Annotated in this window: 16 protein-coding genes; 8 read left to right on the top strand and 8 right to left on the bottom strand. The window is 70.2% G+C overall.

Annotated elements, in window-relative coordinates; translation table 11 throughout:
• Window positions 1–68 precede the first annotated feature (68 nt).
• Together G6O69_RS31660 and G6O69_RS31665 are read left to right on the top strand one after the other, a co-directional pair.
• Complete coding sequence (locus G6O69_RS31660) at window positions 69–1,067, top strand: ketoacyl-ACP synthase III (protein WP_172307198.1); 999 nt, start codon at window positions 69–71, stop codon at window positions 1,065–1,067.
• Window positions 1,064–1,945: an acyltransferase gene (locus G6O69_RS31665; RefSeq protein WP_172307199.1), complete on the top strand. Its 882-nt coding sequence runs from the start codon at window positions 1,064–1,066 to the stop codon at window positions 1,943–1,945. Before G6O69_RS31660 ends, G6O69_RS31665 begins: the two co-directional genes overlap by 4 nt.
• A 66-nt stretch (window positions 1,946–2,011) precedes the next feature.
• Here G6O69_RS31665 and rsgA read toward each other — a convergent pair whose 3' ends face one another.
• Complete coding sequence (gene rsgA / locus G6O69_RS31670; protein WP_172307200.1) at window positions 2,012–3,106, bottom strand: ribosome small subunit-dependent GTPase A; 1,095 nt, start codon at window positions 3,104–3,106, stop codon at window positions 2,012–2,014.
• A 328-nt stretch (window positions 3,107–3,434) separates the two neighbouring features.
• The gene (locus tag G6O69_RS31675) at window positions 3,435–4,136 is read right to left on the bottom strand and encodes a hypothetical protein (RefSeq protein WP_176397209.1); all 702 of its coding nucleotides are present in this window, start codon (window positions 4,134–4,136) and stop codon (window positions 3,435–3,437) included.
• 629 nt (window positions 4,137–4,765) lie between these two features.
• On the opposite strand from G6O69_RS31675, the gene G6O69_RS31680 reads away from it, so the two are divergent.
• Both G6O69_RS31680 and G6O69_RS31685 read left to right on the top strand, forming a co-directional pair.
• Window positions 4,766–5,629, top strand: a complete 864-nt coding sequence (locus tag G6O69_RS31680) for an SDR family oxidoreductase (protein WP_172307202.1) — start codon at window positions 4,766–4,768, stop codon at window positions 5,627–5,629.
• A 2-nt stretch (window positions 5,630–5,631) separates the two neighbouring features.
• Window positions 5,632–6,477, top strand: coding sequence for an SDR family NAD(P)-dependent oxidoreductase (locus G6O69_RS31685; protein ID WP_172307203.1), 846 nt, complete (start codon window positions 5,632–5,634; stop codon window positions 6,475–6,477).
• Between the two features lie 56 nt (window positions 6,478–6,533).
• Here the strand turns inward: G6O69_RS31685 and G6O69_RS31690 are convergent, their stop codons facing one another.
• Window positions 6,534–7,883: a hypothetical protein gene (locus G6O69_RS31690; RefSeq protein WP_172307204.1), complete on the bottom strand. Its 1,350-nt coding sequence runs from the start codon at window positions 7,881–7,883 to the stop codon at window positions 6,534–6,536.
• Between the two features lie 82 nt (window positions 7,884–7,965).
• Between G6O69_RS31690 and G6O69_RS31695 the strand changes: the two genes are divergently transcribed.
• Entirely contained in the window at window positions 7,966–8,988 is a 1,023-nt protein-coding gene (locus tag G6O69_RS31695) for a hypothetical protein (RefSeq protein ID WP_172307205.1), read from the top strand.
• A complete protein-coding gene (locus G6O69_RS31700; RefSeq protein WP_172307206.1) occupies window positions 8,985–10,913 on the top strand; it encodes a patatin-like phospholipase family protein in 1,929 nt (642 codons plus the stop codon). The genes G6O69_RS31695 and G6O69_RS31700 overlap by 4 nt, the downstream gene beginning before the upstream one ends.
• Window positions 10,914–10,950: 37 nt before the next feature.
• On the opposite strand, the gene G6O69_RS31705 is transcribed toward G6O69_RS31700, so the two are convergent.
• The 3 genes from G6O69_RS31705 to G6O69_RS31715 form a co-directional block, all read right to left on the bottom strand.
• The gene (locus G6O69_RS31705) at window positions 10,951–11,274 is read right to left on the bottom strand and encodes a hypothetical protein (protein WP_172307207.1); all 324 of its coding nucleotides are present in this window, start codon (window positions 11,272–11,274) and stop codon (window positions 10,951–10,953) included.
• Window positions 11,275–11,339: 65 nt separating this feature from the next.
• Entirely contained in the window at window positions 11,340–11,963 is a 624-nt protein-coding gene (locus tag G6O69_RS31710; protein ID WP_172307208.1) for a hypothetical protein, read from the bottom strand.
• 101 nt (window positions 11,964–12,064) lie between these two features.
• Window positions 12,065–13,636: a hypothetical protein gene (locus G6O69_RS31715; RefSeq protein WP_172307209.1), complete on the bottom strand. Its 1,572-nt coding sequence runs from the start codon at window positions 13,634–13,636 to the stop codon at window positions 12,065–12,067.
• A 184-nt stretch (window positions 13,637–13,820) separates the two neighbouring features.
• On the opposite strand from G6O69_RS31715, the gene G6O69_RS31720 reads away from it, so the two are divergent.
• Window positions 13,821–15,146 carry a WGR domain-containing protein gene (locus G6O69_RS31720; protein ID WP_172307210.1) on the top strand — a complete coding sequence of 442 codons (1,326 nt, stop codon included), beginning with the start codon at window positions 13,821–13,823 and terminating at the stop codon, window positions 15,144–15,146.
• A gap of 60 nt (window positions 15,147–15,206) precedes the next feature.
• The gene (locus tag G6O69_RS31725) at window positions 15,207–16,403 is read left to right on the top strand and encodes an STM4014 family protein (protein ID WP_172307211.1); all 1,197 of its coding nucleotides are present in this window, start codon (window positions 15,207–15,209) and stop codon (window positions 16,401–16,403) included.
• Here G6O69_RS31725 and G6O69_RS31730 read toward each other — a convergent pair.
• Window positions 16,343–17,590: an adenylate/guanylate cyclase domain-containing protein gene (locus G6O69_RS31730; RefSeq protein WP_172307212.1), complete on the bottom strand. Its 1,248-nt coding sequence runs from the start codon at window positions 17,588–17,590 to the stop codon at window positions 16,343–16,345. The genes G6O69_RS31725 and G6O69_RS31730 overlap by 61 nt on opposite strands.
• A gap of 171 nt (window positions 17,591–17,761) precedes the next feature.
• Window positions 17,762–19,417: a hypothetical protein gene (locus tag G6O69_RS31735; protein WP_176397210.1), complete on the bottom strand. Its 1,656-nt coding sequence runs from the start codon at window positions 19,415–19,417 to the stop codon at window positions 17,762–17,764.
• Window positions 19,418–19,491 lie beyond the last annotated feature (74 nt).

Raw genomic sequence — 19,491 nt, forward strand, 5'->3', positions numbered from 1 at the left:
ACCCCAGGCGACCGGCTCCAGGACCGCCTTGGCCGCCCGCAGAGCCCGTGCCATCATCCCCTGACCCGATGACCGCCGACGGTCCAGCGATCCCCATGCGCATCCTCGGCTCGGGCAGCGTCCTGCCTGGGCCCGCGATCACCACAGCCGAGGTCTGCGCGCGCGCATACCCGGGGCGCGACCCCGAGGAGCTCGTCGAGCGCACCGGCATCCAGACCAGACACTGGGCCGAAGCTGGCACGAGCCACGCCTCCCTCGCCGCCGACGCCCTGCGCCTCGCCCTCCAGCGCGCCGGCCTCGAGGCCAGCGCGCTCACGCGCCTGATCCAGGTCAACTGCACCGGCGGGGACACCCTGCTCCCGGCCACGGCCAACGCCATCGGGGACCGCCTCGACCTCCACGGCAGCTGCGACTGCATCGACCTCAACAACGCCTGCACCGGCTTCTTGACCGCCCTCGACGTCGCAGCGCGCAGCGCGGCCACCGGCCTGCACCCCGTCGGCGTGGTCGTCTCCGAGCTGTGGTCCCGCCACCTCGAGCCCGCGGATCCGCGCTCCTTCGTGGTCTTTGGCGACGCGGCCGCGGCCGTGATCATCGGCCCCGGGCGCGGCGACGAGGGCCTGCGCTCGTCGTGGCTGCGCAACGACGGCGCCCTGCGAGGCAGCGTCACCCTCGCCCACTCGGGGCTCACCGGCCAGCGCGAGATCGTCCGCTTCGGTGTATCCAACAAGAAGATCACCCAAGAGGCGACCGAGGCCGTGCTCGAGAGCGCAAAGACAGCGCTGCGCCAGGCCGATCTCTCCATGGACGAGATCGACTGGGTGCTCCCGCACCAGCCCAACGGCCGCATGCTCGATCTGCTCGTTCGTGAGCTCGGCGTCGAGGCGCGCAAGCTCGTCCGCGTCGTCCACGAGATCGGCAGCGTCGGCGCGGCCTCGATCCCCGTGAGCCTCGACCGCCTGTGGCGTAGCGGACGGCTGCGCGGAGGCGAGCGCGTGCTGATGGTCGCCGTGGGCTCCGGGATCAGCTACGGCGGTATGGTCTATCAGGTCGGGCAGACGCCGTGAGCACCCACCCCCTCACCGAAGCCCACTGGCTGGCGACCATGGCCGCGTGGCGGCGATGGTTCAACTACAGCGTCGAGGGCCTCGAGCACCTGCGCACCCACGAGTGCAAGATCGTCGTCGGCTACCACGGGCGCCCCCTGGCCTGGGACCTGTTCATGCTCGGCGCCGAGATCCACCGCGAGCAGGGCTACCTGCCCCTGGCCCTGGTCCACTACGACTTCATGAAGTGGCCCTACCTGCGCTGGCTGACCGAGGGCCTCGAGTGGAGCACGGGCAAGGGCCCGATCCTCGACGCCGCGATCGCCGAGGGCCGCCACGTGATCCTCGCCCCGGGCGGCGAGCGCGAGGGCCTGCGCCCCGGCTGGGTCCGCTACGAGGTCGACTGGCGCGGCCTCGGCTACCTGCGCCTGGCGATCTCCCGCGGCCTCGAGGTCGTGCCCGTGGCCGCCTCGGGGGTCGACGAGGCCTACTTTGGCCTGTTCGACAACGCCGCCGCCCGCGACGGCCTCAACGCTCTGCGCCGACGCCTGGGCCTGTCCGGCGACTCCAAGGCCACGCTGTGGACCGGCGTCGGCCCGCTGGGGACCTACCCCTTCTCGCCCCCCTTTCGCGCCCGCGTCCACCAGATCGTCGGCGCCCCAGTGATCCCCGTCTACCCCGAGGACGAGCGCCGCCGCCTGCTCGGCGACCGCGACGCCCTGCTCGCCCTCCACGAGCGCGTGCAGCAGCGCGTGCAAGCGCTCCTCGACGAGGCCTGTGCCCACGCCCTGTCCCCGGGCAACGACCCGCGGGCGCTCCAGCCTGGGCCGATCCAGCGCGCCCGCGTGGCGATCCCGCGGCTGCTGCGTGCGCTCGATCGCGCGAAACAATTCGAGTGAAGCGCCGCCGCGAACGAGACCAGCCGAGCGTAGGCGCTCCACTGGTCTTCGTCCGCGCGCGGCGGGTCACGAGTCGCGCTTCTTGTCGGCGAGGGTCCTGCGCACGAGCTTGGCGAAGCTGCGCTCATGGGCGCGACGCTCGTGCTCGCTGGCGCGCCGCGCCGTGGCCTCGCGCTCGCGGCATAGCCGAGCGTGAGCAGCGACGCGCCGCGGGTCGAGCTCCTCGCGCTCGAGGGCCGCCAAGACGGCGCAGCCCGGCTCGCGCGTGTGCGTGCAGTCGGAGAAGCGGCAGCCCTCGGCGATCTCGGTGATCTCGGCGAAGGTCTGATCCACGCCTCGTCCCGCCCCCCACAGCCCGACCTCGCGCAGCCCCGGCGTGTCGATGACGAGCGCGTCGCGCTCGGGGAGGACGATGAGCTCGCGGTGACTGGTCGTGTGCCGCCCCTTGCCGTGAGCGGCGCTGATCTCCCCCGTAGCCATGATCTCTTCCCCGCACAGGTAGTTGACGAGCGTCGACTTACCAGCGCCAGAGGAGCCGACGAAGGCGAGGCTCCGGCCCCCCGCGAGCGCCACCTCGAGAGCCCCGAGGCCGAGACCGGTGAGCAGGTCATAGGTGACGACCTCCACGCCGAGGGCCACGCCCGCGACCGCCTCGACGCGACGCCCGAGCTCCGCCTCGGAGACGAGCCCGGCCTTGCTCAAGAGCACCACCGGCTGGGCGCCGCCCTCGTGCACCAGGCTCAGCCAGCGCTCGATCCGGCCGAGGTTGAAGTCGCGATCGAGGCCGCAGACGATCATCACGAGGTCGAGGTTGGCCGCGATGACCTGCGGGCGCCCCTCGCGACCAGCCGCCCGCCGGGTCAGGCTCGTCGCGCGCTCGAGGACGCGGCGCACACGGAGCTCTCCGCCGTCCTCGCGGGCGATCACCCAGTCGCCGACCACCGGCGGGCGGCGACGGGCGAGGCGCTTGGGCACGCTCGCCCGCAGCGGGCCCGCGGCGCTCAACAGCGTGCAGGCGGCGGGCTCGACCCGCGCGACCCGACCCGGGATGGCACCGGGTGTGGCGTGAAGCTCGAATTGTTGACTGAAGTGAGGGGTGAAGCCGAGGCGCGCGAGGGCGCCCTCGTCTTTGTCGTCTTTGTCGTCTGGATCTTTACTCATCGTCCCAACCGCGCCCGAGGCATCTCGGTGAGCGGCACGGGGTTCGGACGAGAGCTCAATCGCTCACTCGGCCTCGGGCGGTCGCCGCTCACGCGAAAACAGCAGCCTCGAGCCGTACACGTGCACGGCTCGCTGCTTGTTCGTGGCTACGCGCGAGCAGGGTTCGCTCGCGCGTGGGTCAGGCGACGACAGTCATCCGCGAGCACTGTGACTCGACGCGGCCGGGTGTGCAAGCGACAGCGAGGTCTCGTGCAACGCGACGAGCGTCAGCACCTTCGAGCGCCCCGGCGGCGGGGCGCTCGAAGGTGAAGCGCGGTCGATGTCGACCTCAGAGCTCCCAGCCGCAGCACTCGTTGACGGCGTCGACGACCCCCTCGCCCATGACCTCCGAGCACACCAGCGAGGCGTCCTCGCAGCTCGCCACCGGCTCACCATCGATCGCGCAGCTACAGCCCTCGCCTTGGCTGCACTCGACGCTGTAGGTCTCCTCGCCGGTGCAGTGGTAGCTGAACTCGCAGCTCGTCCCGTCGATGGCACCGCCGGCCGCGGTCTCGCAGCCAGGGTCGCCACACTCGCCCAGCCCCTCGATCTCGTCCTCGCAGGGATAGGGAGACTCGCCCGCGTTCAGCGCGTCGTACTCCTCGCAGCTGAGGCCAGCGATGCAAGCGTAGACAGCCTCGTTGGGCGGGACGCACTCGGGGAGTTCGCTGATCTCGGCGAGGAACTCCTCGCACTCGACGAGGCACTCGTCGAAGTTCGATCCGCCACACTCGTTCACGACAGCGCAGGCGTCGCTACACAGCGATCCCCCCTCGGTCGTATCGCTCGTATCACCAGTATCCGTGGTGCCGCCCGTATCGGTGCTACCGCCAGTATCAGTCGTGTCGCCACCATCGGTGGTGTCGCCACCATCGGTGGTGTCGCCACCATCGGAGGAGTCGCCACCATCGGCGGTGTCTCCACTATCGGCAGTGTCACCAGTATCGCTCGACTCATCAGTGTCATCGGAGCCAGGATCTTCACAGGCCAAGACACACAGAGACAAAGCGAGGCACAAGATTGGGGAAGATTTTGAACGCATGGGCCGCCTACGAACCGCGCGACCTCGGCTTACAGCGTCATTTCCCCGCTGCGAAACTTTTCATGATCGCCGTCACAACTGTCTCCCAGACGACCAAATCTTCATTGTGCACATCACCATGAAAATGGTCCGGTCCCGTCGAAGTTATCGCCGCCGGCATCGTCTCACCCGGCTTCATCTCATCTCGCGACAGGCTCGCGGCAAGGCCGTGGCCCGCTCGACACGCGCGTCGACGGTGGGCAACGAAGCGGGAGCTCGCCGAGCACGAATGACCCGCGCCCTTGGTGCGCCGAGTCCGGGGCCCCTCGAGACGCTCGCGTCACGCCTTGGTTCGCGACGTGATTTGGTTCGCTACGTGATGCGGTTCGACTCGAGCAGGTCCGAGTCGAGCCGCATCGCATCGCGAGTCGTCATCGAAGACCTGAGGCTCGAGGCCTCGCACTGCGCCCCGGAGCGTGCGCGCCGACCTCCCAACACCCAGCTCGCGGACCAACTTGGCCGCCCGGGGCCGCCGTGCCATCATCGCTTCACTCGATGACCGCAGCCGGTCCAGCGCCCAAGCCGAGCAAAGCAAAGCCATGAACCAACCCGACCAACCACAGCCCCCCGCCGGTCGCTGGGCGCTGATCCTCGGCGCCACCTCTGGCGCCGGCGCGGCGATCTGCAAGGCCCTGGCCCACACCCCGGGCCTCGACATCATGGGCCTGCACCGCGGCAACCACCCCGAGGGCGCCGAAGAGGTCGAGCGCGCGGTCGAGGCCGCCGGCCGAGAGATGCGCTGGCTGATCGCCGACGCCGGTCGCCCCGAGCTGATCGACGACGAGGCCGACGCCGTGCTCGCGCAGGTCGGCCGCGAGGGCGTGCACATCGTCGTGCACTCGATCGCCAACGCCTCCGTGGGCCTGCTCGCCAGCGGCGACCCCGAGGCGTGGATGCACCCCAAGCAGGTCACCAAGACCTTCAACAGCATGGCCCACTCCTTCGTGTACTGGACCCAGGCCCTGCTGCGCCGCGAGGCCCTCGCCCCCGGGGCGCGGATCCTCGCCCTCGACAACGCGATCAACGAGTCGCTGCTCGCCAACCTCTCGGTGATCGCCGCGTCCAAGGCCGCGCTCGAGACCTACGTCCGCCACCTCGCCCTCGAGCTCGGGCCCAAGGGCTACCGGGTCAACGCGCTCAAGTTCGGCACGGTGGAGTCGGCGGCCTTGCAGTGGATCTTTCCCGAGGAGATCTGGAGCGAGGTCAAGGCCGTCCACGATCGCATGTTCCCCGCGGGGCGCATGAACACCATGGAGGAGGTCGCGGCCTTCGTCTCGGTGCTCGCGGGCGATCGCGGGGCGTGGTTCAACAGCGCGATCATCGACTTCACCGGCGGGCAGATGCACGCCGTCTACCAGCTGCTCATGGACGTGGTCCAAGAGCACGTGCAAAAGCGAGGCTGAGCGTGCGCCGCGGCGTCGCCCTGGTCACCGGCTCATCGAGCGGCTTTGGTCTGCGCGCCTGCGTGGCCCTGGCCGCCCGCGGCTTCGAGGTGATCGCGAGCATGCGCGACCTCGATCGCGGCGAGGCCCTGCGCGCGGCCCTGGCCGAGCGGGGCTTCGACGCCAGCGTGGAGCTGGCCGCCCTCGACGTCTGCGACGCCGACCAGCGCGAGGCCCTGTGCGCGCGCGTGCTCGCCGAGCGCGGAGCCGTGGACGTGCTCGTCAACAACGCCGGCGTCATGGTCACGGGCTTTTGCGAGGACGTCGACGAGGCCAGCTTGCGCGCCCAGTTCGAGACCAACTTCTTCGCCCTCGTGGGCCTGACCCAGGCCCTGGTCCCGGCCATGCGCGAGCGTCGATGGGGGCGGGTCATCAACCTCTCGAGCGCCGCGGGCCGCCGGGCGATCCCCGGGCACGGGGCCTACTGCGCCAGCAAGTTCGCCCTCGAGGGCTGGTCCGAGGCCCTGCGCTACGAGCTGCTGCCCTACAACGTGTTCGTCTGCCTGATCGAGCCGGGTATGTTCCCCACGCAGATCTTTGGCCGCAACCGCCAGGTCGAGACCGGCCCCGACTCGCCCCACGCGCGCAGCTGGGCGCGGCTCGAGGCCGACACCGCCCAGGCCCAGCGGCTGATCGCGCCGTTCGCAGATCCCCAGGCCGTCGGCGAGCGCGTCGCCGAGCTGGCGATCGCCAGGCGACCGCGGCTGCGCCACGCCGTGGGGCCCGACGCTCGGCTCGCGGCGCTGAGCTTTGGGCCGGCGGTCGAGACGTGGTGGGAGCAGCAGATGCTGCGGATCTTTCGCAGCTGAGAACCTCAATTCGGCGAGCCTGCTCGGCGGACCAGCCCAGCAGGCGAGCCTGAGCGCTAGAAATTCAGCTGCCGCGCGCTCCCCCGCGCCGGCAGCCCGATCGCCGCGTCGAGCACCGCCTCCACGCGATCCGCCACGCCCTCGACCGCCGCGCCGCGGATCCACTGCGGCGAATAGCAATAGTTGAGCTCCAGCACCCCGCGAAAGCTCTGCACGCCGAGCACGAAGTCGATGTTGGGGATCATCGCAAAGAAGCCAAAGCCCTCGACCTCGACCCCGGCGACGCGCTCGGGCACCCACACCCGGCCGAGGTTGCTGACGACCATCAGGCCGTCGAGGACGTTGCGCCCGAGCTGCTCGTAGAGCCCGGCGAAGGCCGTGCCCTCGACGAACTCCATGGCGTCGAGGAGCCGGCGCATGCCGGCGAGGGCGGGCATGCTGCGGTAGGCCCGGACGATCCGCCGGGTCCGCCGGGCCAGGCCCCAAAAGTCGGCGCCGGGGCCCACCGGGTGCAGCGAGGTCGGGGCCCAGGCGAAGATCCCGAAGTCGTCGCCCACGGAGGGCGAGAGCATGGACCGAATGTCGATCGGCGTGACGCAGCCGATCAGCCCGGAGGCGGCCTCGTCCTCCAAGGTTGCGCCCGCGTGGGCGCAGGCGACGACCAGGGCCGAGAGCACCGTGTTGTCTCGGGATCGGCAGGCGCGAACCAGGGCCTCGGCCCGCGCCGCGTCGACGCGGCGGTGGACGAGCTCGATCGCCGCCGGCGCCGGCTCGAGGGGCTCGCGGGCGACGACACCCAGGTCCCCGAGCACGCCCCGGCGGCCGCGGGCCTCCACCCGGGCGAGCAGCGAGCGCGTGCGTTCGGCCCACAGCCCGCGCAGCGAGTCCGGCAGGCGGCCGTCCCAGGGGCCGTGGGGCAGGTAGTCGTCAAAGCAGCCGCGCGGGCGCAGGGGGACCAGGCGCAGCTCGGGGTCGTCGATCAGCCGGAGCACGTCGCGGAGCACGAACAGGCCCGAGCGACCGTCGGCGTTGACGTGATCCGTGGTGCAGATCAGCTCGCTGGCGGCTTCGCCCTGCACGAGCACGAAGCGGATCAGCGGGCCGTCCTCGACGGCGTGGGGCACGTTGAGCTCCTCGCGGACGAGCTCGCGCCAGTGCTCGTCGTCGCGGCGCTCGACCACCTTCAGCGGAATTGGACCGACCTCTCGGTCACTGAACCATGGCCTGTCACCCCGCACCACCTTCACCCGCAGAGCAGGGTGCTTGGCCTGGATGGCGACCAGGGCCCGCCTCAACGCCGGGACCGGCAGCGGGCCGCTACAGCGGACCATCACCACCGGGTTCATGGTCACCTCCCGCGCCATGGCCAAGAAGGTGCGCTCGCTGGTCGTCAGGTAGCGGTTCACTCCAACCTCCCCACCCGGCCCTCGAAGCGCTCGACGGCCTTCGATCTGCGGGGCGCCGCGTTTATACTTGGGCCACACTGCGATGGCGAGCGAGCTTCCCAAGCCCTCACCCGGCGAAGTCCTCCGCTTCTTGCGGACCTGCCCGATGCTCCATGGCCTGGCCGACGACGAGCTCGCCCCGCTGGCCGAGGCGCTCACGCTGGCGCGCTACGACGACCGCACGCGGCTCTTCGTCGAGGCGATCCCAGACGCCGATCACCCGCTGCGGCTGATCATCCACGGCCACGCGACCTGGTCCTCGTCGCGGGCGGCGGAGCACCCTGGCGCCTGGGAGCTCGGGCCCGGCTCGCTCTTTGGCCTGGGCGCGGTCGACGACTGGGCCCGGCGCAGCGACATCGTCAGCGCGTGGCTACGCCGCGGGCTGCCGACGATCAGCTGCCGCTGCAAGGGTCCGCTGTGGGTGCTCGAGCTCGCCCCCGAGCGCTTCGCAGCGGTCTTCGAGGCCACGCCGGACCGCGCCCTGCTCCAGCGCCTGCTCGCAATGTTCCCGACCATCGTCCACGCCCCGGACATCGTGGCGGCCCTGCGCCAGACCGTCGACTTTGGCCGCGCGAGCCCCCAGAGCCTGTTTCGCCTGCTCGAGAGCGCGCCGATGCACGACTTTGGCAGCACCGAGGACAAGCTCGAGGACGACGCCAAGGACCAGCTCCCGAGCCCGGACGACGAGCTCATCCCCGTGCCCTCGCCCAATCAGGATCAAGATCAGGACGAGGACGAGCTGTCCGCCAGCGACATCGTCGCCGCCAAGCAGGAGACCAAGCGCGCCCGCTGCCTCTACTACGTGCTCAGCGGCGAGCTCCGCGTCCCGGTCGCGCGCCAGCTGCTCGCGCTGCGCAGCGGCGAGCTCGACGGCCCCGATCTCTTCGCGCCGATGACCAAAGAAGAGACCGACGCCGACACCCAGACCACGCCCTGGGCCGCAAGCGCCGAGCGCTGCCTCGCCGTCGCGCTCAGCCGCGACGCGGTCGAGCGCATGATCCAGACCACCCCGGGCTTCGCCCGCAGCCTCGGCCCGCTCGAGCGCAGCAAGCGAGGGAAGGCATGAGCGACTATCCGGTGCTGACCCGCGCGGCCATGACCATGGTCCTCGTCGACCAGGCGGTCGAGCGCAGCGAGCTCCCGATCGCGGCGCTCACCGAGCTGCTCGCGACCACCATCCGCGACGAGCTCGACGACCTCACCTGGGTGCTCCACGTGGTCTGGGACGACCCGGGCCTGCCGCCCCAGTCCAGCCCCCCCACGCAGATCCGCGTCCCCCCGATCGTCGACCTCGAGACCTACGTCCACGACGCGCTGATCGTGTTCAACGAGCGCTGGGGCCTGTGCTTCGACCAGGTCCTCATCGAGGCCAGCGGCGTCGACCCGACGGGCCTGCAAAACGCCGCGCTGTGGGCCGCGATGGTCGGCCTGCCCTGCGAAGCGAGCATCGACTACCTCTTCGACGACCCCGAGGTCTGGGACAATTTGCCGGCCATCCTGGGCGTGCTCCCGGTGGTCCCGGTCCAGCCCGTGGCCTTGCTCGGGCCGATGCCCGAGGTCCAGCTGCTGCGTAACTTGCTGGTCGAGCTGACCACGATCTTCACGGGCCCCGACCCCGGCACCGCGCTGCAGAACTTCATCCAGCACGCGCGCACCGAGCAGCGCCTGCGTCGGTGGCTGCGCCGCTGGGTCGCCGCGGTCTCGCAGATCTACAGCTCGGTCCGCCTCCGCCCCGCCCCCTGGCCGCTCGACGCCCTGCGCCTGCGCTTCGAGGGCGACCCCACGGCCCCGCTCCCCGCCCCCGAGGCCACCACGCGCAGCCTCAGCCGCTGGGCGCGGACGGTGACCCAGCGCCGCGTCGGCGTCGCCCTCGGCGGCGCCGGGGCCCAGTCCTACGTGTGCATCCCCTTCATCGAGCAGCTCGAGGACGCCGGGGTACCGATCGACATCATCGCCGGCACCAGCACCGGCGCGTTCATCGGCGCCTTCTATGCCGCGCTCGGTGACCGCGGGCTGATGCGGATGCTGCTCAACTCGAACACCATCGGCTGGGGGGTGTTCTTCGCCGTGGTCAACAACATCCCCCTGACCTGGTGGCTGGCCTGGGCGACCAACTTCGTCGACCTCGGCGAGCTCGCCCAGCCGACCATCGTCGGCGCGAGCTCGGCCGACGAGGGCGAGGGCGTCCAGCTGCTCTCGGGCCTGATCGCCAAGAACCTGATGGCCAGCGGCTCGCAGCCGCCCTTCATGGCCACCTATATCGGCAACGAGCGCCTGCTCGACGGCGGGCTCACCGAGGACGTGCCCTCCGCGGTGCTGATCTCGGCGGGCGCGAGCCTGGTCCTCGCCGCCCAGGCGATCCCCAAGCCCATGGCCTTGCCGCACCTGCCCAACTCGGTCCCGGTGCCCTACTGGCTCAAGGTCGCGGCCCTGCTCAACCCCTACTGGCGCAGCCTCGACTACTACCGCGGCTACATCATGCTCTACCGCCAGGCCGCCCTCGGGGCCGAGCAGTACGCCCAGGTGTTCTACAACGCGACCACCAAATTCTCCGGCGCCGGCACCTGGTTCGCCGGCCCGCGCATCGCCGCCGAGGCCGCCAGCTCCCAGGCCCTCCTCGACGCCATCGACGACGCCAAGATGATGTGGGACGCGCTGCTCGGGGATCCTCCGGGGCGCGTGCGCGTCAACCTCGACACCGGCGCCATCGAGATCGCCGCCGGCGTGCACATCGGCTTCGAGCTCGCGCCTTCGGGCCTCCCGCGCCTGAGCGACGACGCCGAGCTCGTCCTCGCCGAGCTCGGCGCCTTCGTGGCTTTCAGGGGGGCGACCTTGGCCGTGACCCTCAGCGACCCCCCGGCGATCCCGACCACGCCCAGCTTCGAGTCGCTGATCACCACCGCCTCGGGGCTGCCGCCGAGCCAGCTGAGCTTCGCCAGCGTCACCTCCACGCCGCCGCTCGAGCCCAGCTTCAGCCTGGCGGTGATCTGAGCCGCGGCCCCTTCAGACCTGGAGCTCAGTCCGGGACTCAGTCCGGGATGGCCTCGCGCGCGGTCTCGTCCGCATAGAACGCCCCATACTCGCTGCTCTTCGCCCAGTCCTCGATGGCCTTCTTCTGCGCCGCCGCGTCGAGGCCGGTGTCCTCCAGCGCCATCTCGAGGGCCATGGAGGTCACCTTCGAGCAGTAGTGGGTCCCAGGCGTGGCGTCGGCCTCCTCGGTGATCTCCTTGCACTTCCCCCAGGCCAGCTTTTCGAAGTCGTCGAGCTCCTCCTTGGCCTTGTCTTCCGGAGAGGAGCAGGCGACCAGGAACAAGGCTGCGGCTGCGAGAGCGGGGATGGACTTGGAGAACATGAGGCACACTTATCGCAGCAAGCGCCAGTGGCGCAAGCAACGTTGCTCTCGGTGCCGCGACTCGCTCAGGGCGTGAAGCGATCGCTGACGTCCGCCGGATCCGCGCTAATGCTCCCAGCCACGCTCACGCCGCCGGTCATGGACACGACCATGTCGAGGAGGACCACGTCGCCGTCGAGATAGACCAGGTGCACGCGCAGCAGCGCGTCGCTCTGGTCGACGACGGTCTGGATCACCCGCGCGCCGGCCTGGACCGTGGATCGCACCTGCCAGCTCGCATGCGCCGTGGCGAAGAGGTTGCCCACGTCGTCGAAGGTCTCGACCTTCCAGCTGCGCTCGGCGACGGTCGCGGCGGAGATCGGCCAGCTCGGCGAGCTCCCGGCTGCTGCGGGGTCGTAGTCGCTGTCGATCGCTACGTCCTTGGCGCCCTCGGCGGAGCCGCGGTCGACCCAGGCCTTGTAGCGCGCGGCCAGGGTCGCCAGGGTCGCCCCCGTCGGATCCCTGACCACGAGCTCATAGGCCGTGTACTGGCGGTCCGTCCCGGCGGCGAGGTCCTCGACCTGGAGCGCCCCGCTCAAGGCGTGGGTCGCCGAGAAGTCGAAGCTGGTGCCCTCGACGATCGAGTCGCTGCTGCCGCGACTGCCAGCGAGGGTGATGTCTGTTTGCGTCTGACCTTGGTGCGTGGGCATCTTCGCTGTGTACGGGGCTCGGCCCGTCCTCGAAGATAGTGCGCCGCGCCGCCGATCCCGTCACGAAAACCACCACAAAAACACGCGGCGGCCCGCCGCGCTCAGATCGTCTTGATGTACTCGATCACCGCCGCCCGGTCCTCGGCGCTGAGCGAGTCGCCAAAGGCGTGCCCTTCGTTTCCGTGACCAAAGAGGTCGGTGTCGTAGATGCTCGTCCGCTCATCGAGGGCCGCCTCGCTCTGGCCGTAGTCGAGGACCTCGTGGATCCAGCCCAGCGCGCTCCAGTCGTAGTGGGTGCTGTCGTCATCGACGCGCCGCCAGTAACGAGGCCGCGCGCTGCTGTCGAGGACGGCGGCCAGCGTCGGCACCGAGCCGTTGTGAAAGTAGGGCGCCGTCGCCCACACGCCGTCGAGGGGCGGCGCGACGTAGCCCGCGAAGGGATCCTTGGTCACGAGATCGGTGACCAGCCCGTAGTAGGACGCGTTGAACCACTGCGTCAGGTAGCCGAGCTGGTCGGCGGCGTAGGCCGCCATCGCCGAGTCCGTGCCGATCACGTCGAGGGGGATCAGCAGGTTCGGATAGGTCTCGACCTCCGGGTCCTCGTCGTAGGTCCCGTGGCAGCCCGCGCAGCTGCACTCGAACACCTCGCGCCCGCGCTCGGCGAGGGCCTGATCGATCGCCGGACCCGAGAAGTCCTGCCACAGCGGGGCTTCGAGGCTCTCGATGTAGGCGTTGACGTGCACGAAGTCGTCGAGGATCACCGAGGCCTCGGCGGTCGTGTCGGTGCACACCGACGAGGCCAGGATCATCGTGCCGCGGTGGTCACCCCGCGACATCCCGTTGGCGAAGTGGGCGGCCTTCTTCTTGACCCGCCACCACGGCGGCGGGTCGCCCGGGAGGATCATCTCCGGCGGCAGCTCGGCCATCGGCTCGTCGAGCCAGGCCAAGGTGAGCGGGTTGCGGTGGTTGACCAGGACCAGCGCGTACATGATCGCCGGGTTGGTCCCGATCGTCCGCATCTGCGCGGGCGGGCTGATGACCTCGAAGCGCTCGATCATCTTGTTGAAGGCCACGCCCGCCTCGGTCAGCGGCGGAAAAGTAGGCATCAGCGCGAGCGCCGTGCCCATGTCCTGGGTGAAGTCGACGTCGGTGCGCCCGAGGCCGAGGACCAGCTCGCCGTCGAGCTGGGCGCCGTGGCAGTTGAAGCAATTGGGCGCGACCATCTCCGAGCCGTCCTCGAAGGTGATCACGTTCCAGCTGTAGGGCACGTCGGCGTTCTTGCCCGCGCGCCAGTCCAGCGACTCGCCCTGGGTGTACTTGCCCAGGAAGGTCTGGGCGATGCCGAACAGGCTCAGGGGGATCCCGCAGGCGACGTAGTCCTCCTCGAGCAGGATCGACAGGCCGAGCGCGGGGTCGCCAGCGGGGGTGTCGGCCCGGGTCAGGGCGTAGCCCGCGTCCCAGGGCCCCGGCTGCTCGGCGCAGCTGGGCTCGCCCTCCCCTTCATCGCCCTGTTCATCACCTTGTCCATCTCCCCCGCCCCCGTCTTCTCCCTGCGGCCCATCGTCACCGAGCTCGTCGCTCCCCGCCTCGTCACCCTGCGTCTCTCCAAGCGCGTCTTCTGACCCCTCACCGGCCGAGTCAGGATCGCCGCAGCCAACGACCAGACCAGCCACCAGCCCCGCTACCAATGGACACGCTGAAGGAAGACCGAGTGCACGCGCCATGCTTCATGTTACGCCTCCATCACCGGCGCAGGGCTCCGCATGCGCCAGCAGCCCCGAGGCCAGCTCGCCTACTCAGACGAGCAGTGACGTTTTCTCTGGCACTGCGCGCACGACTGAGGCCATCATCACCGCGATGCGCCGCTTCGAGTACAAAGACGCCCGCTCCTACAAGTTCTGGGAGATCAATGTCGAAGGTTCGAGCTTCACGGTCCGCTACGGCAAGGTGGGCACCGACGGCGTCACCCAGACCAAGAGCTACCCCAGCGACGAGAAGGCCGCCGCCGAGGCCGAGAAGAAGATCCGCCAAAAGACCAGCAAGGGCTACGCGGAGGTCGCGGTCACCTCGGCGGCCAAGCCGGCGGGCAGCGAGCGGCGCGACGCCAACGACTGGGCGGTGCTCGCCGACGAGCTCCAGGGCAAGGGCGACCCCTGGGGCGAGCGGATCGTGCTCTTCCAGGCCTGGGACGCCGCCAAGGGCAGCGGCAAGCGCAAGTTCAAAAAGCAGCTCGACGAGCTCGACGCGGCCCACCAGGCCCACTTTTACGGCGACGCTCTACCTGCGCTGATGGCCGAGAAAGAGTTCTCCAAGGTCGCCCGGCTCAAGTGGGAGGCCGGCTACGTCGTCGAGGCACGGGTCGCCGCGCCGAGCTACGACCACGACGGCCCCAAGCCCGACGCGGTCCTCGAGGCTCTGCTCGAGGCCCCCGTGTCCCGCTACCTGCGTCGCCTGACCCTCGGCCTGCCATCCTTCGAAGACCCCTACTTCAGGCTCGAGAGCCTCGCCAAGACCGATCGCAGCGCCCTCGAGTATCTCTTCGTCGGCGACTTCTCCTACCCCCAAGACACCGAGATCTCGTGGACCTCGATCGGCGACCTCGGCCGCGTGCTCCAGGCCGCGCCCAACCTCCAGACCCTGCGGCTCCGCGGCGGCGAGGTGGCGATCACCAACTTCGAGCACGGCGCGCTGACGCGCCTCGAGATCGAGACCGGCGGTCTGCCGCGCGAGTGTGCCGAGCAGATCGCCACGGCCAAGGCCCCCAAGCTCGCGCACCTCGAGGTGTGGTTCGGTCGCGAGGACTACCGCGGGACCACCGACGTCTCCGCCCTCGACGCGCTGTGGTCGTCCAAGACCCTGCCCGCCCTCAAGCACCTCGGGCTCAAGAATTCCGAGATGCAAGACGAGATCGCGGCGGCCCTCGCCAGTTCCGAGATCCTCGACCAGCTGGCGAGCGTCGACCTGTCCATGGGGACGATGCGCGAACCCGGCGCCCAGGCGATCATCACCGCCGCCAAGCGCTTCAAACACCTCAAGTCCCTCGACCTCAGCGAGAACTACGTCCCCTGGGAGCAAGTCTCCGCGCTGCACAAAGCCCTCGGCGAGATGGTCAACCTCGGGCGTCAGCGCACCCCCGACCAGTATGACGACGAGTACTACTACTACAGCGTCGTCGGCGAGTGAGCAGCGCAGCGCGCCCGACGGATTTGGCGACGAGCCTGCGACTGCGTCTTCGGTGAGCGAGTGCCCCGCTACCTGCTGATCGCCAACGCCGACAACCGCCGCGCCCAGGGCTTTTGCGCGGCGCTGCGTCGGCGTGGTCAGCCAGCGCCCATCGTCGTCGATCACGCCGAGCTGATCGCCGCTCCCGAGCGCCTCGCCGAGCTCGACGCGGCGCTCGGCGGGGAAGCGCTGTGGGTGCGCATCGACTCGGCGGGAGAGTCCCCCGTGGTCGAGCGGGCGCTGCTCGAGCTCGGCTGGGAGGCCGTCCAGGCCCTGCCCGAGGCCCAAATGCCGCCACACTTCGAGCGCGTCAGCCCCGAGGCGCTCGCCGCCGCCCCGCCCCAGTACGGGCAGATCCTCGCCCCGCGCCAGCACCACCTCGGCTTCGAGCGCTACCTCGATGCCCTCGCGACTCAGCTGCGCGCGCGCCCGCACTGGCGCGTGCTCAACCCGATCCCGGATCTTCGTCTGTGCTTCGACAAGCGCGCGACCAGCCGGCGCTACGCGGCCGCCGGGGTGCCCGTGCCCGATCCCCTCCCCGTCCACGCCGGCTTCGACCCCCAGACCCCCGATCAGCTGCGCGAGGCCATGGTCGCGCTGCGCTGGCCCTCGGTCTTCGTCAAGCTCTCGTGCGGCTCCTCGGCGTCCTGTGTGGCGCTCTACCGCTACCTCCCGCGGCGCGGGGACATGCTGCTGACCACCGTGGAGAACAGCCGCGCCGGCCGCTTCAACTCGCTGCGCCTGCAGCGGCTCGAGGACCGCGGGTCCGTGGACGCGCTCCTGACCTGGCTGCTGGCCCAGGGCACGCAGATCGAGCGGGCGATCCCCAAGCCGCGCCTGGGCGGACGCAGCTTCGACCTGCGCGTGGTGGTGATCGCCGGCGAGCCGGCCTTTTGCGTGGTCCGGACCAGCCGCCACCCGATCACCAACCTCCATCTGGGCGGCGCGCGCGGAGATCTGGAGGCCCTGCGCGCCCAGATCGACCCCGCGGCCTGGGACGCCGCCATGGCCAGCTGCGCCCGGGTCCACGCCCAGCACCGCTGCCTGCACCTGGGCGTGGACCTGCTCTTCGAGGGCGACCTCGTCGGCCACCGCGTGATCGAGGCCAACGCCTTTGGCGACCTGCTGCCGGGGCTGACCCGCGACGGCCTCGACATCTACGAGTGGGAGATCATGGCGGCCCCGCGCTGGTTGGCCGCCAGCACGGGCGGACACTGAACGCCCTCGAGCCAGAAGGTCTGCATCTTGCCCTTGCCCTTGATCTCGACCTCGCCGCGCGGGTGGAGCTCGAAGCGCTCGCCCAGCGCCTCGGCCATCGCCGCCGACACGTGGATCCGCCCGGGCTGGCCGTGGGACTCCATGCGCGCCGCGGTGTTCACCGCGTCCCCCCAGATGTCATAGGCGAACTTGGTCTTGCCGATCACCCCGGCGACGGCCAGGCCGCGGTGCATGCCCAGGCGCAGCGAGAGCGCCTCGCCCTCGCGCTCGGCGTAGGCCAGGGCCGACTCGCGGATCTCCAAGGCCAGCGCCGCGAGGCGCTGGGCCTGATCCTCGATCGGCTCGGGCACCCCCGCCGCGACCATGTAGGCGTCGCCGATGGTCTTGATCTTCTCGAGGCCGTGAGCCGCGACGAGGTCGTCGAAGCCGGCGAAGACCTCGTCGAGCATGCGCACCAGCGCCTCGGGGGACTTTTGCTCGGCCAGCGGGGTGAAGCCCACGATGTCGCAAAACAAGATCGAGACGTCGTCGAAGGAGTCCGCCACGACCTCCCCGGCGCGCAGGCGCTCGACGATCGAAGGCGGCAAGATCCCCCGCAGCAGCCGCTCGCCTCGCAGCACGGCGTCGGCGAGCTGAGCCTCGGCCAGCTCCGCGCCGCGGCGAAAGTAGAACACGAAGGTCCACGACGCGGCGAAGCCGAGCAGCAAGTTGATGTAGCCGAGGGCGACGGCGATCGGCTCGGGGAAAGGGTGCGGGGGCGCGGGGTCGTGGGTGAAGATCAGGATCACGAACACCAGCCCGGGCACGCAGGCCGAGAGGATCTGCCGGCGCGTGGACACCCGCGGGAGCATCAGCGGGAGCGCGCCGACGACCGGGAGGTAGTACTGAAAGCCCGGGGTCCAGCCCGTGAAGTACACCGCGAGGATCTGGTGGACGATCACCTCGCCGAGCGCGAGGACCATCCCGAGCCGCACCCAGCCGCGACGGACGAGGGCCATGACCACCACGAAGAGCGTGATGCTCAACACGTTGAAGGCGACCATCGGCCAGATCTCGAACACCGCGAAGAGCACGAGCAGCCCGAGGTGGGTGAACAAGGAGATCCACACCGCCGCCAGGTAAGGGAGCTCGGCGCGCGGTGAGAGCTCGGCCTTCAAGATCGAGCTCAGCTCATCGCTGCGGTGCACGCCTCCATGGTAGCCAATCGCCCAGACTCTGGGCTGGCTGTCCGCCAGGTCCCCAGCATGGGCGGACACCGGCTGCCAGCGTCCCGCGCCCAGCAACCCGTCGCACGCAGGGATTCACCACGGGCTGCGAGAGCGCTCTGGAGCGACGGTCACGCCTCGAGTCGCCGCGGCTCAGAGCAGGTCGATGGTCCCGGCGACCACCGGAGATTCGTCGTCGCCGATGGTCTCCGTGTGCCCGTAGCCCAGGCGCCCGTCCGGGTTGCGGCCCCAGCAGACCACCTCGAAGGTCTCGAGCACGGCGCAGGTGTGGTCCTGACCGGCCGCGATCATGATCGCGCTCCCGCCGACGTCGACGGTCGGGGCCTCGCTCGGGAGCTCGTCGTCGCCGATGTCCTCGTCGTTCCCGAGGCCGAGCTGGCCGTAGTCGTTGGCGCCCCAGCAGCGGATGAGACCGGAGTCGAGCAGGGCGCAGACGTGGCGCCCCCCGGCGGCGATCGCCGTGGCCGAGCCGCCGAGGCTGATCGGCGAGAGCGCCGAGGGCAGCTCCCCGTCTTGGTTGCCGTAATCTTCTTTGTTCCCCTGGCCGACTTGGCCCTCGTTTGCCTTGCCCCAGCACAGGACCTCGCCGGAGGAGAAGCGCGCGCAGCTGAATTCCTCGCCGAGCGAGAGCTGGGCGAGGACCCCCTCGACGCCATTGGGGTAGAGCGAGACGTCGCCCGCGCTACTGGGCGCCTCGTTGTCGCCGATGGTCGCGTTGTCGCCGTAGCCCAGCTGGCCGCTGTTGCCTCGACCCCAGCAGCGCGCCTGGCTGTCCGTGGTGATCACGCAGACGTGGTAGCGACCGGCCGAGACCGCGCTGACGTCAGCGCCGATGAAAGGCAGCTCCGAGTCGCTCGGGAGCTCGTCGTCACCGATGTTTAACAGGTTGCCCTGACCGAGCTGCCCATAGAGGTTCTGCCCCCAACAGCGCAGCTTGGCGTTGTCCAGGCGCGCGCAGCCGAAGTGCTCGCCCAGGCTCATGCTCAGCGTATCCTCGCCCACGGATACGGGGCCGGGCTCACCAATCAGCTCGTCGTCACCAATATGAGTGTCGAGGCCCGCGTTGCCGTAGCCGAGCTGACCGTGAAAGTTCTGCCCCCAGCAGTAGACCTCCCCGTCGGCGAAGCCCCCGCAGGCGTGCAGCGACCCGAGGTCGACGAACTCGATCGGCGCCGGCAAGATCACGTCGTCGATGCTCGCCGGGGTCTCGGTGTCGCCGATGTCGGCGGTGTTCCCGTAGCCCAGCTGACCGTAGGCGTTGTCGCCCCAGCAGCGCAGCCGCCCGCCCTCGATCACCGCGCAGGTCGACTGATAGCCCAGCGAGATCGCGAGGACCTCGGTGTAGCTGCAGTCGTTGTCGCAGCCGTCTCCCTCGGCCTCGTTGCCGTCGTCACACTGCTCACCGTTGTCGAGGGCCCCGTTGCCGCAGCTGTCGACGCACTCGCCGTTGACGCAGCTCAGCCCAGGATCACAGCTGCTGGCCCCGGCCTCGCAGGGGCACCCCTCCCCCGAGCAGCTCCCGGTGTCCTCGCTGTCCGACTCCGTGTCCGTGCCCGTGTCCTCCCCGCTCGAGCTGCTCTCCTCGCCCTCGGAGATGCACAGCGCGCCATCACAGACCAAGCCGGCGTCGCAGCTGCCCTCGGGTGTGCACGCGCAGTCGAGCTGGCCCTCGATGCAGCCCACCTCCTCGCTGCTCGTCCCGGTATCGTCCGCGATGGGCACTCCCTCGGTCACGGGCTGGCAGCCCAAGAGTGGTAATCCAAAGAGCAGCCAAGAGCGCTGGCGCATACCCGAGATTTAGCAGGGATGGGGCTTCGGGGGCTAGCGCAGCCCAGCCCAGCGACCGAGCGGCTGACCCATCG

The organism is Pseudenhygromyxa sp. WMMC2535 (assembly GCF_011083025.2).

What these genes read in the sequence shown, in the direction of transcription:
- G6O69_RS31705 (WP_172307207.1), bottom strand. Translation starts at nt 11,274, where the DNA reads ATGTTCTCCAAGTCCATCCCCGCTCTCGCAGCCGCAGCCTTGTTCCTG.
- G6O69_RS31735 (WP_176397210.1), bottom strand. Translation starts at nt 19,417, where the DNA reads ATGCGCCAGCGCTCTTGGCTGCTCTTTGGATTACCACTCTTGGGCTGC.
- G6O69_RS31720 (WP_172307210.1), top strand. Translation starts at nt 13,821, where the DNA reads ATGCGCCGCTTCGAGTACAAAGACGCCCGCTCCTACAAGTTCTGGGAG.
- G6O69_RS31695 (WP_172307205.1), top strand. Translation starts at nt 7,966, where the DNA reads ATGGCGAGCGAGCTTCCCAAGCCCTCACCCGGCGAAGTCCTCCGCTTC.
- rsgA (WP_172307200.1), bottom strand. Translation starts at nt 3,106, where the DNA reads ATGAGTAAAGATCCAGACGACAAAGACGACAAAGACGAGGGCGCCCTC.
- G6O69_RS31700 (WP_172307206.1), top strand. Translation starts at nt 8,985, where the DNA reads ATGAGCGACTATCCGGTGCTGACCCGCGCGGCCATGACCATGGTCCTC.
- G6O69_RS31660 (WP_172307198.1), top strand. Translation starts at nt 69, where the DNA reads ATGACCGCCGACGGTCCAGCGATCCCCATGCGCATCCTCGGCTCGGGC.
- G6O69_RS31710 (WP_172307208.1), bottom strand. Translation starts at nt 11,963, where the DNA reads ATGCCCACGCACCAAGGTCAGACGCAAACAGACATCACCCTCGCTGGC.
- G6O69_RS31680 (WP_172307202.1), top strand. Translation starts at nt 4,766, where the DNA reads ATGAACCAACCCGACCAACCACAGCCCCCCGCCGGTCGCTGGGCGCTG.